This window comes from Luminiphilus sp. nBUS_07 (assembly GCF_051201685.1).
GTDB lineage: Bacteria > Pseudomonadota > Gammaproteobacteria > Pseudomonadales > Halieaceae > Luminiphilus.
The window spans coordinates 3385557-3400127 of the sequence record NZ_CP179213.1; the positions used below are offsets into that span (position 1 = coordinate 3385557).

Sequence of the window (14571 nt, forward strand, 5' to 3'; positions counted from 1 at the left end):
TGGCCACATTACTACAGGCAATTTCGGCGATACGTATTTAAATTCGTGGGGTATGCTTCGTGACACGCAGATTGAGGTCAACCATGCACCGACAGTACATCGATATTGAAAACCCCGACACCTTGTCCCTGAATACCGATACTCTGGCCCCACCAGACACTGGCGAAATAACCATCGCTACAGACTTTGCAGGGGTCAACCGTGCCGATATTCTGCAACGCTTGGGCCTGTATCCTGTGCCTGACGATGCCTCTCCTATTTTGGGGCTTGAAGTCGCCGGCCAAGTTGCCGCCATTGGACCAAATGTTCAAGGGTTCGAAATAGGGGATAACGTTGCTGCGCTGGTGCAGGGCGGTGGTTACGCCACGCTCGCTAAGGCCCGAGCCGACCACACGTTGAAACTGCCGTCCAATATCGACAGCCGCCAAGGTGCCGCACTGCCCGAAGCGTTGCTGACAGTCTGGCACAACGTATTTACCCTAGGACGTCTGAAACCACAGGAAACGCTGTTGGTCCATGGTGGCGGCAGTGGCATTGGTACAGTCGCGATCCAGATGGCAAAGGCGTGGGGATCTCGAGTCGTTGCAACAGCCGGCGGCGCCGAGAAATGTGCTCGTGTTCGCGACCTAGGTGCCGACCTGGTCTTGGATTATCGCAGCGAAAGTCTCAAAGATGATTTTAAAAATGCGGGCCTTGCTGGCGCCATAGATGTGACCTTGGACATGGCGGGAGGAGATTTCACCGCGTTGAACCTAGAGCTCGCAGCACCCGATGGCCGCGTTGTTTGCATTGGTGTCATGCGTGGATCAACCGCTGAGATAGAACTGGTTCCGGTGCTGATGAAGCGTCTCACGTTGACGGGCAGCACCTTGCGAGGGTTGGGCATGACAGGGCGTGCCGCTGGCTTTGCAGCTCTGCAACAGGCGATGATGCCCTTCGTTGCAACAGGCCAAATCAAGCCCTGTATCGATACGACATTTCCGCTAGAACAAGCCCTGCCGGCACACACACTCATGCAGTCAGGGGCACACTTTGGTAAAGTTTTATTGGATTGCCGCTCAACCTAGATCTCGAGGCTAAAATCTCAATGGGAAATACAAGCGTGAAGTTGCTGTTAGTGCTCGTAACGCTGACGCTAGCCGGTTGCCGCTTAGAAATCATCGTTCCAGAAGGCGGGCAGGTTACCTCTGCTTCCGGGAACTATAACTGTGACGAAGCATCAACTTGCCGAGCAGATATTACAGATGGCAATTTTGAAGACACTTTTACGGCACTTCCCAACGCTGGCTATCGTTTTGTGGGCTGGTCAAAAACTCAGAGCAACGTTTGTGAAGGCTTGGATGGGGGCTGCAAACTTAGTCTTCGTGCCCTGCCTATTTCATTGCGAAACCGTATCTTAAGCTCTAGTTCAGTTGGCCGATTGGTGCCTATTTTCGAGGCAACAGATGCTCCGCAAGAAGTTATTGTTTCGGGGGGGCTCAACGTCTTAGAAGTTGCAATCATTGATACGGATACCAATAACCCAGAAAACTCCTTTGCCTCAAACAATTCCATTGAACTTGCCCAAGTTCTTCCAAACCCCGGTACCGCAGGTGGCTACATGAACTTGCCTGGAGAAGGCTCTGGGGGACAGACGCAGGACTCGGGGGACTCGGACGACTTTTTTGAAGTAAAGGCTGAAGCCGGCGATGTCGTAACACTCTTTGCCTCTGACTACGTTGACTCTGACCTTGATTTGTACCTGTATGACGTTGACGGCGCCGTTGTCACTGACAGCCTTGGCACAGGAGAAATTGAAGAGCTCACCATACCCGAGACGGGAACTTGGTATATCAATGCTTCGGTTTTCAGCGGCGCCGCTAATTATGTCCTCACGATAGGTCGAGGTAACGGTAGCTCGTCTAGCAAACCCTTAGCAGTACCTGGTCAGGTTTTGGTGACTTGGGGCGGCGAGGGTATCCTTAAAAGCAACATCGTTGATGAGCAGCGCCACGCGCTAGCGCACAAGTTCTCGCTAACAGAAGCCGGGGGTGGTTTAGCCCGAGCCCGACGCTTCGATGCACAACCCGGTACTGTCGCTGCCCTTGGCATTGATGACAGTCCCAGATTACTTAAAAGGCAAGCTGAATTAAGCAACGATCCCCAGCGGCTCGCTCAGTGGCAGACGAAGATTCTAGCCAAACGCCTTCATAAAGAACCCAGAATTGCTGTAGCTGAGCCCAACTGGAAAGTGAGGACTCAAGCCAAAACTAATGACAGCTTCATCCGCTTTATGTGGCACCTCGATCAAATTGGAGTGCCTGCCGCGTGGGACACCACAACAGGGGATCCGGGGATAGCTGTTGCAGTTGTTGACACCGGTATTATTGCTGAGCACCCAGACATTCAGGGTCAGCTTGTGGATGGATATGATTTTATATCTGATCCCGAGAGTGCTGGTGATGGCGACGGTATAGACCCCGACCCAACAGATACTGGCGATGGCAGTAACGCACTTAGGTCAGGTGACTTCCACGGTCTGCACGTCGCAGGAACTATTGGCGCGGTGGGAAATAACAATCAGGGCATCGCCGGGGTCGCCTACTCGTCACGTGTGATGCCATTGCGCGCACTGGGTGCTGATGGTTCAGGCTCTACTTATGACATTCTACAAGCGGTGCGCTACGCTGCAGGCCTGAGCAATGATGCGAATATTTCACCTAGCACCCCTGCCGCAGTTATCAACCTCAGTATTGGAGGTTCAAGTTTCAGCCAAACAGCCCAGAACCTTTATACAACCGTTGCCAATACGGGAGTTTTAATCGCCGCAGCCAGTGGTAATGACGGCAGTGACAGTGTCGATTATCCGGGGGGCTACGAAGGTATCTTTGCCGTGGGCGCCACTGATGCTCTCAACAATGTTAGTGATTACTCCAATCGTGGTACGGCACTGGATCTCGTCGCTCCGGGAGGCCGAATGGAAGCTGACGCTAATGGTGATGGCCAGCCCGATGGAGTGATTAGTACCTACGTGTCAGATGGATCCCCCGAATACGCTTTTCTCGAGGGCACCAGTATGGCAACACCTCATGTAGCGGGCGTCTTCGCATTGATGAAATCGGTAAATGCCGATCTCGACGCATCAGCCGTGGATGATTTACTACAGCTGGGCCTGCTAACCGATGATCTGGGCGAAACCGGTCGCGACGACACCTATGGTTGGGGCCTCATCAATGCTCGTAAAGCGGTAACCGCCGCGATTTCCTATGCGGGCGGGGAAATCGATATCCCACCTCGATTAGGCGTTTCCACCAGTATTTTAAATTTTGGTAGCACACTTACCACCGCCAATTTGATTATTTCGAATCAAGGCGGGGGCGAACTGTCTATCCTCAGCGTTGAAAACAACGCCAAGTGGTTAACGATTACCCAGGCAAATGCCAATGACAGTAAACTTGGAACCTGGCGATTTAGTGTTGATCGACAGAGCTTGGACGAAGGAACCTACCGAACTGACGTCATCTTTGAATCAACGGCAGGAAATAAGTCAGTGTCGGTAGAAACCCGGGTGAGTAACAGTGGCACAGGAGATATCGGGGTCGTTTACGTGCTGTTCGTTAACTCAGAAACTCAGGAGATTTGGCAAGGCACCACAGCAGCGGCAAGCGACCTAAGCTATGTCGACGATGAATATGCCATCACAACAAACTATTTATTGGGGCCTGATGCAAAAGAGGTTGACCGGCTTCCTGTAGGCGTCTACGAAATCTGGGCCGGAACGGATAACGATAACGATCTCTTAATCTGCGATGCCGGCGAGACCTGCGGCGCTTGGCCCAGTATTGACTCCCCAGCAATTATCACCATCTCAGAAAATCGTAATGACATTTTTTTCTCCAGCAATTACCAGATCAGCCTGCCGAGTATCAGTCACGCCAGCTTGAAGCCAATGACAGATGATCGTCTTATCAAACCTAGGAAACCCCGATAATGCTTAGGCCCTTTATTGCTTTTACCGCCCTATTTTACCTGATGCTCGGAGTATCGATTCAGGCCCACAGTAACGACCTCAAAAACCCAACCGCCCTAGTCGATAATGCCCCGTATACCGGGGACCTTCAGGGCATGGTGAAACGGCGAATAGTCCGTGTGTTAACCGTTTACGGGCCCGGACGGTATTACCTAGACAATGGTGCTAAAGGGGTCACTGCGGAATATGCGAATCGCCTTGAAAAAGTTATCAATGAGAGCTTTGATACCGGACACCTGAAGGTGGCGGTATTTGTATTGCCCGTGGCCAGAGATGAACTTTTCCTCGCCCTGGAGCAGGGGCGGGGAGATATTATTATCGCGGGGACCACCGTTACACCGGCCCGCGAGCAACAAGCCGCGTTCACCATGCCCTCCAGCAAACCCCTGAAAGAAATTTTAGTCACAGGCCCCAGTGCTCCACCCATTAATTCAATAGATGATCTGTCCGGCAAAAGTGTTTACCTCAGGGCCTCGTCGAGCTATAGCGACAGTATTGCAACACTCAATGAGCGTTTCACCCGAGAAGGTAAAGCCCCAGTCTCCTTAGAACCCATGTCAGAATTACTTGAGGACGAAGACCTGATTGAAATGGTCGACGCCGGTCTACTGCCCTGGACTATTGTCGATGACTATAAGCCTACGCAATGGTCAGGGGTGTTCACTAATCTCAACATTCGCAATGATATTGTTTTTAGAGCGGGTAGCCGTCACGCTTGGGCTGTTCGTCAAGATAACCCCGAACTTAAAAAATTCCTTAATAATTTCCTTAAAGATAATAAAGAAGGCACTTTGTTTGGGAATATTTTGAAGAACCGTTACGTCCGAGATTTTAATTGGGCAGCCAACACCAACGCCGAAAGTGAGCTGCAGCGATATCGCGATCTCGAAGCACTGTTTCGCCGCCACGGTGTGAGCTACGGTATCGACCCAGCGCTGCTGGCCGCTCAGGGATTTCAAGAATCGCGTCTGGATCAAAACGTGCGCAGCGGTGCCGGTGCGGTTGGTGTCATGCAATTATTGCCCAGCACTGCCGCTGATAAGAATGTGGGGATACCCGATATTCATGAAGTCGACCCGAATATTGAAGCAGGCGCCAAGTACCTCGCTTTTCTGAAGCGTCGCTATTTTAGCGATCCCAATATGGATCCATTAAACGGCGCTTTACTGGCTCTTGCGGCCTACAACGCAGGGCCGGCCAAAGTGCGCCGTCTTCAAGAGACCGCGCGCACTCGAGGCTACGACCCCTACCGATGGTTTGACAACGTCGAGGTCATAGCCGCAGAGAAAATTGGCCGAGAGACGGTTCAGTACGTGGCCAATATCTTTAAATATTACCTGAGCTATCAGATGATCAATCGAGAGAGCGCTCGCCGTGAAGCCGCGCGTCATGCCGCCGGGGCGCCCGCTCACGAGCAAGATTAAAATTAAAAGGCAAACGTTAAGGCCGCGGTTACACCTTGAAAAGACATATCAAAACGACGGGATCCCAATCTTAGCGGTTCTTCCACGTCGATCTCTACCAACTGATAACCCAAAGATAAGCCCAGTGTGTCGCTGATTTGATATTGGCCACGCAGATGCGCGTACTTGAAGCTACCATCGTATTCGTCGATGCTCAGCGATAGCCAGCCCAAAGTAGCTTGTGTCGACCACTTCTCATTAAAGGCATAAAACCCAGTAAGGCGTAGGTTGGGTAAGGGTACAACAAGAGAACCTTTGGCGGTTTCACCCGAGCCTTGTGCCGCATTATCGCCACCATTGATCACTCCCTGACCCCGAATGACCAGCTCCGTATCCACAGCGTGCAAGCCACCGCCAACGGCGAGCTCAAAATTATTAGTGCGCTTAACGGTATACATGGCATCAATAATTAAAGTATCGATTTTCCAGTCAATACCTACGTCGACACCTGCTGAAAAATTCTGACCCTCCCAAACAATGTCTTCTTTCAATAGCTGCCCCGATCTGCCGTCCGAGTAACGGTATATCGATGCTGAAATTTTCCAACGATTGGATACATGGCGGTGGTAATCAAACATCCAACTGGTGTATTCACGATTAACACCCAAATCATCCAATTTTATTGTGGCCGAGCCAGTATCACCGCGGCGACTCTCTACGGTTAATTCACCGTCCTGCCAAAAGCCTCCAGCATAGAGAAAGTTTTTGGTTTGAAGATAACTGTGGGCCTCTGTGGCGAAGGCGGCTGGGGGGCCAAGGCAAAGCATTGTGGCGATTGCTGCAACCACCTTTTGGTTCATAAAACCACTCATCAGCGAGAATACTCAAGGACATCTTTGCAGCTCATGCAGAAATCAGTCGGTGGTCATTTTCTAGCCACTCGAGCCGCCCTGTCTCCGCCCACTGCCGCTTCACACCGGGAACAGGTGCAAGATGAAATAGATCGCCATTGCGCCCGGTCAATGCGGCAGCCGCTCCATTCGCCTTTGCTAAATTGGCATTAGCGGTCATATGTTCTGCCTCACCATGAACAGGTATCACTAAGTCAGGGCGGAGACTTTGATATAAATCTATGAGCTCATCCTGGCAGGGGTGACCCGATGCATGCAGGGTACGTTGGCTGTTGTCCCCATGAATAACGGCGATATTGCGAGCCCTTAAATTCTCTACCAAGCGAGCGACTGCAACTTCATTGCCCGGAATTGTTTTAGCGCTAAAAATAACCGTATCACCCTCACCTAGAGACAAGTGTGGATGGGTATCCATGGCCAATTTATGTAGCGCTGCACCCACTTCGCCTTGACTCCCGGTCGCAAGGGCAAGCACCTCATATTCCGGAAGATACTCAAGGTGTTCGTGGGAAATAGGCTTAAAATCTGGGTGTAAATAGTCGTTAGCCAATGCACACCGGTACATATTTTCAAGGGATCGCCCCAGCAAACCCGCTCGACGACCGGTTGCATGGGCAATGCGCAACACCGACTGCAATCGGGCCACGTTGCTGGCGAAACAAGCCACGACAACCTTGCCAGTTAATGGCGCCAAGGTCTGCAGCAAGCCATCCGCCACATCACCTTCACTGGGCGATCGTCCCACTTTTAAGGCATTGGTTGAATCACAAATGACGGCGTTGAGACCTTCAAATTCCTTTCCCGCCCAGTCAGCAACCTGCCAGCTAGGGCCCACAACGGGGCGTTTATCGACCTTCCAATCGGCTGTATGCAACACACTGCAACCCGCAGTCCGTATCAACAGCGCACAGGTCTCTGGCGTCGAATGTGTAATAGGCAACCACTGAACATCAAAGGCGCCAATCTGAAGTCGATCGCTGGGCCGGACTTCAATCAGTGGAGCGGGCAAGACACTGCCACGCCAGCCACTTTTTTTACGCAACACCGACGCCGTGAAAGGTGTCGTGTACACCGGGCAATCAAGCATTGGCCATAGGTACGGAACCGCACCAAGATGGTCCTCATGGGCATGGGTAATAATCAACCCATCGATAAGATGCTTGCGCGCGGCTATAAACGCGGGGTCTGGCATCTGGATTTTAGGCCGCCCAGACGTGCTGCCCAAATCATGCTCAAAGGTGATCCCGCAATCTACCAGTAACCAACGTCCATTATGGCCGTATAAGTTAAGGTTCATTCCGATCTCACCGGTGCCACCGAGGGGTAGAAACCAGGTTGCGTTGTCTGGAGGGGTCATTGCTACCAGGCATACCCCACGCGGAAACTGTATTTCTGGTCCACTTCCTCATCGAGTGAGCCGTCATAATCAATTGAAAACTCGGCGGCTGCCTGGAAACCAAATACCAGCGGAAAAGAGAGACCTGCCGTTGTCTTAAGCAGCACATCTTCAGTGCCTTCGGTGCCCACAATACCCACATGGCGCAGGTAAAGCTTTGAACTACCGCCTAAAATATTGCTCTCCCCAGTGAGGTTCCAATTTACGGCGCCGTAACTTTTTTTATCGAATGCACACGCTTTAGGGCCCCGACTCACTCCCGCACTATCTAGGCATTCGATATCATCAAACTGTGGCTGGGTGTACTCAGTTGAGACATACGCCAGTCCCAATTCGCCATCGAGGGAGATCATGTCGTTGTCCAACAGAACACGGCCAAAGTAAGGACCCACATAGGTTCGTATATCGATGTCTGCTAGCGCATCAGATTCAACCGCCAGGTTAAAACCTACGTAATTCCGATCATTTTTAAGGTAATAATCGTATTTGCCCAAGAGCTTCCATTTGTCTGAAGTATCAGTACGGACATCACTGCCGGCGGTACCTGTGTCGTCCATATCGATACTACCGTTTAACGTGTACCGATCCCTGGTGGACTTTAAGACGGTATTAATAGCAACGTCGAGCTCGTTGGTATCGGTGTTGCCCCTTGCAACAGCCAGCGCTGCACTGGTGTCTCCCGTCCATTTAAAGCCCTGACCCTGCTCCCAAGGCTCTGGATTCATGACATCAATATCAACCAGAGCAATGGTCTCACTCTCAAGAACTAGAGCACCATCAACCACCGCAATGGCGGGTAAAGTGACCATGCTTTCATCTTTCAACATCAGATGGGTTTCCTGAATCTGCTCAAAATTCGCCACCATATCGGCAGGAATTTTCAGCTCATCATCACTGAAAGCGGTTGCTACTTTGACTTTGCCGCCTCGAATTCCAGTGACAACCCCGACAATCACGGTGCCGTCGGTTAGCTGAATACGACCGGCGTTCGAGGGCTCGGTCAAATCAGGATCAATTGCTGCGCTCAGTGGCGTCGCAGCGACAACAAACAATAGCGTCAGCAGCAAGCGCTGCACTGACGCAAAGGTTACAATGGACATTTGGAGAGTCTCGTATCAAAAGGGTTGCGAGGTTACGACATCTTATTGGAAATTTGAATTGCAACAAATGACGAACTACAGGCAAAATTTATGACTTCCGAAGCCTTCGATTTTGATCTCTTTGTCATTGGTGCCGGTTCTGGTGGCGTTCGTGCCGCTCGTGTCGCGGCTTCACTTGGGGCCCGGGTTGCCATTGCCGAAGATCGATATATGGGAGGCACCTGCGTTAATGTTGGGTGCGTGCCCAAAAAACTGTACGTATACGCCAGCGAATTTTCCAAAGGTTTTACCGACAGTTCCGGTTTTGGTTGGCAGGGTGACGCTCCAACGTTTGATTGGCCAACCCTGAGAGACCGTAAAAAAGCCGAAATATCTCGCTTGAATGCGATCTACGAACGGCTGCTGGAAGCCCCGGGCGCCACCATTATTTCGGGTCGCGCGCGACTTTTAGACCCCCATACCGTAACCGTTGAAGGCCAAACTTTTCGCGCCCAGAAGATTTTAATTGCCACAGGCACATGGCCCTACCTTCCAGATTTGCCCGGCAAGGAGCACATGCTGACCTCGAACGAAATTTTTGATCTGGAACACTTCCCAAAACGATTGCTGATTGTTGGTGGTGGTTACATTGCCACCGAGTTTGCAGGAATTTTCAATGGATTGGGCGCCGAGGTTGTGCAAGCCTATCGCGGAGACCTTTTCATGCGTGGGTTTGACGACGATATCCGTCAATTCCTTGCACAGGAGGTTCGGAAAACCGGTGTTGACCTGCGCTTTAATACAAATCCAAAATCTATAGAACCAAGCGCAAATGGCTACAGGGCGGTTTTCGAAGACGATACTGAGCTAGAGATTGACGCCATTTTGTGCGCCACAGGTAGGCGGCCCAATGTTGCGGACCTCAACCTTGAATGCACATCTGTTGGCTTTAATGAAAATGGCTTTATCGCCGTCAATGATGAATTTCAAACCGCAGAAGCGTCGGTCTACGCTTTAGGTGACTTGATTGGTGGGGAACAACTCACCCCCGTTGCCCTCGCTGAAGGCATGGCTTTTGCTCGCCGTGAATTTGGCGCCGGCGGGCACGTGGTCGACTATGACTTCATTCCAACCGCTGTCTTTAGCCAGCCCAATGTTGGTACGGTGGGCTATACCGAGGCGGCAGCAAGGCATTCCTTTGGTCGTCTTGATATTTACCGCTCCGAGTACCGGCCTATGAAGCACACTCTCAGCGGCAGAGACGAACGGTCAATGATGAAGCTTATTGTTGATCAGGCGAGTCAGCGAGTAATAGGCGTCCATATGGTAGGGCCCGATGCCGGAGAAATTCTGCAAGGCATGGCAATTGCCCTGCGAATGGGGGCCACTAAAATAGATTTCGATCGCACGATCGGAATTCATCCCACGGCCGCTGAAGAATTGGTCACGCTACGCGAAGTGGACAGCGACTAAACCATGGAACTCTGGCACTACGGCGCGCTGATTGCCGCAGGCATTGTCGGGGGTGCAATCAATGTCATGGCCGGTGGTGGTTCGGTCATTACTGTGCCGGTTATGGTGTTTTTAGGTGTCCCGGGGCCGATCGCGAATGGCACCAACCGCATCGCAATTCTTGCGCAAAATCTCACCGCCGTCGGCACATTCATGCGCGGTGGCCAAGGGGATTTTCGTCTCAGCATCACCCTCGCTCTTTGCGCACTACCCGGCGCGTTGCTGGGTGCCTGGACTGGCGTGCAGCTCTCTGGAGCACAGTTTAATGCTGCTTTAGCCGCTGTCATGCTCGCCACACTTGTGCTCATGTACCGAGGAGGCGCAACAACACAGGCGGGAGCTAGGCAACCTAGAAACCTTTTATGGGGTCATCTTCTCATGGTCCTCGCGGGCTTCTGGGGCGGCTTTATTCAAATCGGCGTAGGCTTCATTTTGATGCCCATTTTAAATCGTGTCATGGGCCTTGATCTGGTGAGCACCAATACCCACAAGTGCTTCATCGTTGCCGTGTACACGCTTGGAGCACTGGTGGTTTTTAGCCTTCAAAGCGAGGTCTTATGGCTGATAGGCGCCGTTCTGGCTATCGGCAATTCCTTGGGAGGATATCTGGGCGCTAAGCTCACCCTAACCCAAGGAGAGGGTTTAATTCGCAAAGTACTTGCTCTGGCTATCATTGGAATGGTGATAAAGCTGTTATTCTTTCCCTAGGGAAGTCACTACAAAATGTTGGAACCCCGGTAGTAAGCTTTCCCACTACATTGACGCGTCAAGGAAAAAACCATGATTGTTCGATCCGTAAACTTCTACCTTTTGATAACCGGACTTCTGGCGTTATTGACTTTCGGTGGGTGCTCAAGTGTTCAGGTCGATACAACACCGAATGATCGCTTTGAGGCAGGCAACTACGCGACTTATCACTGGCAAGCTGCAGCCCTTGATCCGTCTGGTGCCGCTGCAGACCCGCTATATGCTCTTGACCCTACCCTACGGGCGTCGGTCGATAACAAGCTTGCAAGTAAAGGATACCAACGCGTAGAAACTGGCGGAGATTTCCAGGTCATCTATCAATTCAAGGCTTCGATCAGTGAAGGTGCTCTTAGCATGACTGCGACAGATGCGAACAACCAAGATATCCCCGTCTCCAGCCAAGACCTCGTCATCAATCGCCGAGCAGACCAGGCGCTCATCGATAATGCTTACGCGCTATCGGGTCCCAGAGAGGTCACCAGTGTCCTTCTGACATTTACAGACGGAAATTCCCAAAGCCCTGTATGGGCAGCGGGAATGAGCAAAGTCGTTGACCATGCCAATTTTGATGCAAAGCGAATGACGGCAAGTATCGACAAAGCCGTCAACCGAGCCTTGGGACGTCTGCCTAAGGCAAACTAACTCGCAGCATAAACCTTTGGATTAGCGCACCACGGTAACGATTTCCCCTCAAGACCTGCTGCCAAGTTCTCAAGAGCGCGCGCCAACATTGCCTGCCGTGTTTTTGCTGTAGCACTCCCCAAATGCGGCATTAAAACAACGTTATCCATGGCTAATAGCGGGCTGTTTTCCGCCAGTGGCTCTTGCTCATAGACATCAAGTCCTGCCCTGATTTTGCCGCTGGATAGGGCGGTAATAAGCGCTGATTCATCAAGCACCGAGCCACGAGCCGTATTAATAATCACCGCGCCAGTTTTCATCGACGCAAGCCGCTGAGCATTGACTAGATGATGAGTCTCCGGCGTTGCTGCAGTATGCAGTGACACGATATCAGCCTCAGCAAACAGGTCATCGAGTGCAACATTACGCACACCCGGTATTTCACGTTCAGTTCGATTCCACCCAATGACATTGGCGCCAAACGCACTAACGCGCTTTACAACCGCCAGACCTGTCGGACCCAGCCCTACAATGCCCACCGTGGCACGACTGAGATCCTCACCAAGAAAAAAATCCGTGGTCCAACTGGAGGACCAATGACCCTGACGAATAAAACGATCGGCCTCAACGACTCGGCGCATCGTTGCCAGCATCAAGGCGAGAGCAAGGTCAGCCGTGCTATCGACCAAAACACCCGGGGTATGACCAATCGGCAGGCGAGCTGCTGTAGCGGCGTCCATGTCGATATGATCAACCCCTACTGAGATACTGGAAACTGTGCGCAACTGTGGATTCGATCTTATGAGATCGGCGGTGATAGAAGTACCCAGAGAGCAAAGAATCGCATCGGCTGTCTCAGCCCATCGTTCAATGTGTGCTTGGGGCATTGGACCTTCGTCCCATACCTGAAGATCAAACTGCTCCCCCAAAGTGTCCAGAACAGCGGCGGGCAATGGCAGAGTAATCAAAACGCGCGACTTCATGACAGGGCTTCGCTAGGAACACAGTCTAAATACCTTAGCACCAAAAACTCAGTGATCAAGACACTTTCTGCTGCAAACCTGCAGCGAAAAGACAGCAAAAACATCAGTCTTTATCAGGCAATGGTCAACGTTATATCAAGCGTCTGCTGGCTGCAGCCCACCGTGGCGAGAATAACGAACAGCCCCGGTTCGTGACCACAGCAACACCAAAAAAACAGGAAGTGCGATAACAAACCAAGACACTGGATAATCACTGACCGCCAACACTAAACCCGTGGCTAATGGGCCTATGACACGCCCTATCGATGCCGCCAATGCAGTCACACCCATCATTCGACCACGCTCTTGAGCACCCACAATACTGCTTGCTACGGTATTCAACACCGGCAGACAGCAGGTGGCTCCCGCAAATGCAGTAAAAATAACAAAGCCCCGCGCTAATTCCGTTTCCACAGCAATCGCAGCAATCAGACTGGCCGCAAAAATAGCCGCGCCGCCGGTCAACACGTTGATCAATCCGAAGGTCCGCGTCATCCAATCCATCATGGCGCCTTGAACGACGATCATGGCCACACCCACGAGCCCGAACAGGATACCGACCTCTCTAGGCCCCCAGCCGAGATAAGCCGCTAACCACAGTGGGCTCAGATAAATGGCTGCGCTTACCGCACCTGTATGCAGCGTATATTGCACCGTCAGCAGCAGGGCATGTCGGCGTCGAATGAAGGCCAGCATATTTTCAGGCCCGGACGCTTTTTGGACTTTTTTAGTGGTCTCGACACTAGGTCGGTCAGCGGGTAGCAGCCACCCAGCCAACCCCACCGAGACCAACGACATAACCGCTGCAAACAAACCAGGCCACAAAAAAGTACCCTCCGGCCCAGCCAGAACACCACCAATTACCGGCCCAAGAATGAGCCCCAGGCCAAAAGCAGTGCCCACTAGGCCCATCGCTTTAGCTCTTCTGTGCGGGGCACTGACGTCGGCCATCAATGCGGACGCCACTGGCAAGCTGCCCGCCATAACACCGCCAACAGCCCGTGCCGCATAGAGCATCCATAGTTCGCTCGCGACACCGATCATGCCGTAGGACAGCGCACCGCCAAACAAACACACCATCAAGACCTGTTTTCGACCAATACGATCGGACAAGCTCCCCCAAAATGGGCCCGCGATGCCGGCGCAAAGGCTGTAAATAGCGATGACCAAAGCGACATCCATCTCGTCACCGCCCAATGCAGGTGACATAAAAGGGAGAATAGGAATGAGGATGCCAAAGCCAATAAGGTCGACGACTATAACGCTAAAGACCAACCACTCCGGGGGAAAGCGCCAGCTTGCTCGACTCACGATTCAGTCCATCGATGAATCTCTGGGATATCGATGGCAAACAAATCAAGCACACGGGCAACACTCTGGGTCACCAAAGCATCGACCGATTCTGGACGGGTGTAAAAGGCAGGAACGGGAGGTGCAATAATGGCGCCCATCTCCGTGGCCGCTACCATATTGCGTAAATGCCCAAGATGGAGGGGGGTTTCTCGTACCATTAACACCAGTGGCCGACGTTCCTTTAACGCAACATCAGCCGATCGGGTCAACAGCGTAGAAGTGACCCCCGAAACAATTTCGCCCAAAGTGCGAATCGAACATGGGGCAATAAGCATACCCATGTTGCGAAAAGACCCGCTGGCTATTGAGGCACCGACATTTTTTATGGGGTGCCACTCGTCAGCTAAAGCACGAAGATCGGCAACAGGCATATCGAGCTCATGGTGAACCGTCAACTCCGCCGATCGCGACATCACCAAATGCGTTTCGATAGGCAACGGAGCCAGAAGCTCAAGGGCTCTAACACCAAATTGAACCCCTGAGGCTCCGCTGATTCCAATTATTAACCGATTCACACT

12 protein-coding genes are annotated in these 14571 nt (G+C 52.0%); 6 read left to right on the plus strand and 6 right to left on the minus strand.

All coding sequences use genetic code 11. From position 1 onward, the window contains the following. The first annotated feature begins 83 nt into the window (after positions 1–83). The 3 genes from ACMAZB_RS14930 to ACMAZB_RS14940 are packed head-to-tail and all read left to right on the plus strand — an operon-like array spanning position 84 to position 5433. A complete protein-coding gene (locus ACMAZB_RS14930; RefSeq protein ID WP_435218322.1) occupies positions 84–1067 on the plus strand; it encodes an NAD(P)H-quinone oxidoreductase in 984 nt (327 codons plus the stop codon). Between the two features lie 35 nt (positions 1068–1102). Continuing rightward, complete coding sequence (locus tag ACMAZB_RS14935; RefSeq protein WP_435218324.1) at positions 1103–3970, plus strand: S8 family serine peptidase; 2868 nt, start codon at positions 1103–1105, stop codon at positions 3968–3970. Beyond that, the gene (locus ACMAZB_RS14940) at positions 3970–5433 is read left to right on the plus strand and encodes a transglycosylase SLT domain-containing protein (protein WP_435218326.1); all 1464 of its coding nucleotides are present in this window, start codon (positions 3970–3972) and stop codon (positions 5431–5433) included. The genes ACMAZB_RS14935 and ACMAZB_RS14940 overlap by 1 nt, the downstream gene beginning before the upstream one ends. A 2-nt stretch (positions 5434–5435) precedes the next feature. On the opposite strand, the gene ACMAZB_RS14945 is transcribed toward ACMAZB_RS14940, so the two are convergent. The 3 genes from ACMAZB_RS14945 to ACMAZB_RS14955 are packed head-to-tail and all read right to left on the minus strand — an operon-like array spanning position 5436 to position 8819. Beyond that, positions 5436–6272 (minus strand): hypothetical protein, encoded by an 837-nt coding sequence (locus ACMAZB_RS14945; protein WP_435218328.1) that lies wholly within the window; start codon positions 6270–6272, stop codon positions 5436–5438. A 43-nt stretch (positions 6273–6315) separates the two neighbouring features. Beyond that, positions 6316–7680 (minus strand): ribonuclease J, encoded by a 1365-nt coding sequence (locus ACMAZB_RS14950; RefSeq protein WP_435218330.1) that lies wholly within the window; start codon positions 7678–7680, stop codon positions 6316–6318. A 2-nt stretch (positions 7681–7682) separates the two neighbouring features. Next, positions 7683–8819, minus strand: a complete 1137-nt coding sequence (locus ACMAZB_RS14955) for a DUF481 domain-containing protein (RefSeq protein ID WP_435218332.1) — start codon at positions 8817–8819, stop codon at positions 7683–7685. A gap of 90 nt (positions 8820–8909) precedes the next feature. On the opposite strand from ACMAZB_RS14955, the gene gorA reads away from it, so the two are divergent. The 3 genes from gorA to ACMAZB_RS14970 all read left to right on the plus strand — a co-directional run bounded on the left by gorA (position 8910) and on the right by ACMAZB_RS14970 (position 11699). Beyond that, the gene (gene gorA, locus ACMAZB_RS14960) at positions 8910–10271 is read left to right on the plus strand and encodes a glutathione-disulfide reductase (protein WP_435218334.1); all 1362 of its coding nucleotides are present in this window, start codon (positions 8910–8912) and stop codon (positions 10269–10271) included. 3 nt (positions 10272–10274) lie between these two features. Further along, positions 10275–11018, plus strand: coding sequence for a sulfite exporter TauE/SafE family protein (locus ACMAZB_RS14965; protein ID WP_435218336.1), 744 nt, complete (start codon positions 10275–10277; stop codon positions 11016–11018). 72 nt (positions 11019–11090) lie between these two features. Further along, positions 11091–11699 (plus strand): DUF4136 domain-containing protein, encoded by a 609-nt coding sequence (locus tag ACMAZB_RS14970; protein ID WP_435213128.1) that lies wholly within the window; start codon positions 11091–11093, stop codon positions 11697–11699. Here ACMAZB_RS14970 and ACMAZB_RS14975 read toward each other — a convergent pair. The 3 genes from ACMAZB_RS14975 to ACMAZB_RS14985 all read right to left on the minus strand — a co-directional run bounded on the left by ACMAZB_RS14975 (position 11696) and on the right by ACMAZB_RS14985 (position 14568). Continuing rightward, positions 11696–12661, minus strand: a complete 966-nt coding sequence (locus tag ACMAZB_RS14975) for a 2-hydroxyacid dehydrogenase (RefSeq protein WP_435218338.1) — start codon at positions 12659–12661, stop codon at positions 11696–11698. The genes ACMAZB_RS14970 and ACMAZB_RS14975 overlap by 4 nt on opposite strands. 135 nt (positions 12662–12796) lie before the next feature. After that, positions 12797–14011: an MFS transporter gene (locus ACMAZB_RS14980; RefSeq protein WP_435218340.1), complete on the minus strand. Its 1215-nt coding sequence runs from the start codon at positions 14009–14011 to the stop codon at positions 12797–12799. Next, positions 14008–14568 carry a UbiX family flavin prenyltransferase gene (locus ACMAZB_RS14985; protein WP_435213133.1) on the minus strand — a complete coding sequence of 187 codons (561 nt, stop codon included), beginning with the start codon at positions 14566–14568 and terminating at the stop codon, positions 14008–14010. Before ACMAZB_RS14985 ends, ACMAZB_RS14980 begins: the two co-directional genes overlap by 4 nt. Between the last annotated feature and the right edge of the window lie 3 nt (positions 14569–14571).

Coding starts and splice junctions, on each gene's coding strand:
- ACMAZB_RS14930 (WP_435218322.1), top strand. CDS start 84: ATGCACCGACAGTACATCGATATTGAAAACCCCGACACCTTGTCCCTG.
- ACMAZB_RS14940 (WP_435218326.1), top strand. CDS start 3,970: ATGCTTAGGCCCTTTATTGCTTTTACCGCCCTATTTTACCTGATGCTC.
- ACMAZB_RS14945 (WP_435218328.1), bottom strand. CDS start 6,272: ATGAACCAAAAGGTGGTTGCAGCAATCGCCACAATGCTTTGCCTTGGC.
- ACMAZB_RS14950 (WP_435218330.1), bottom strand. CDS start 7,680: ATGACCCCTCCAGACAACGCAACCTGGTTTCTACCCCTCGGTGGCACC.
- ACMAZB_RS14955 (WP_435218332.1), bottom strand. CDS start 8,819: ATGTCCATTGTAACCTTTGCGTCAGTGCAGCGCTTGCTGCTGACGCTA.
- gorA (WP_435218334.1), top strand. CDS start 8,910: ATGACTTCCGAAGCCTTCGATTTTGATCTCTTTGTCATTGGTGCCGGT.
- ACMAZB_RS14965 (WP_435218336.1), top strand. CDS start 10,275: ATGGAACTCTGGCACTACGGCGCGCTGATTGCCGCAGGCATTGTCGGG.
- ACMAZB_RS14970 (WP_435213128.1), top strand. CDS start 11,091: ATGATTGTTCGATCCGTAAACTTCTACCTTTTGATAACCGGACTTCTG.
- ACMAZB_RS14975 (WP_435218338.1), bottom strand. CDS start 12,661: ATGAAGTCGCGCGTTTTGATTACTCTGCCATTGCCCGCCGCTGTTCTG.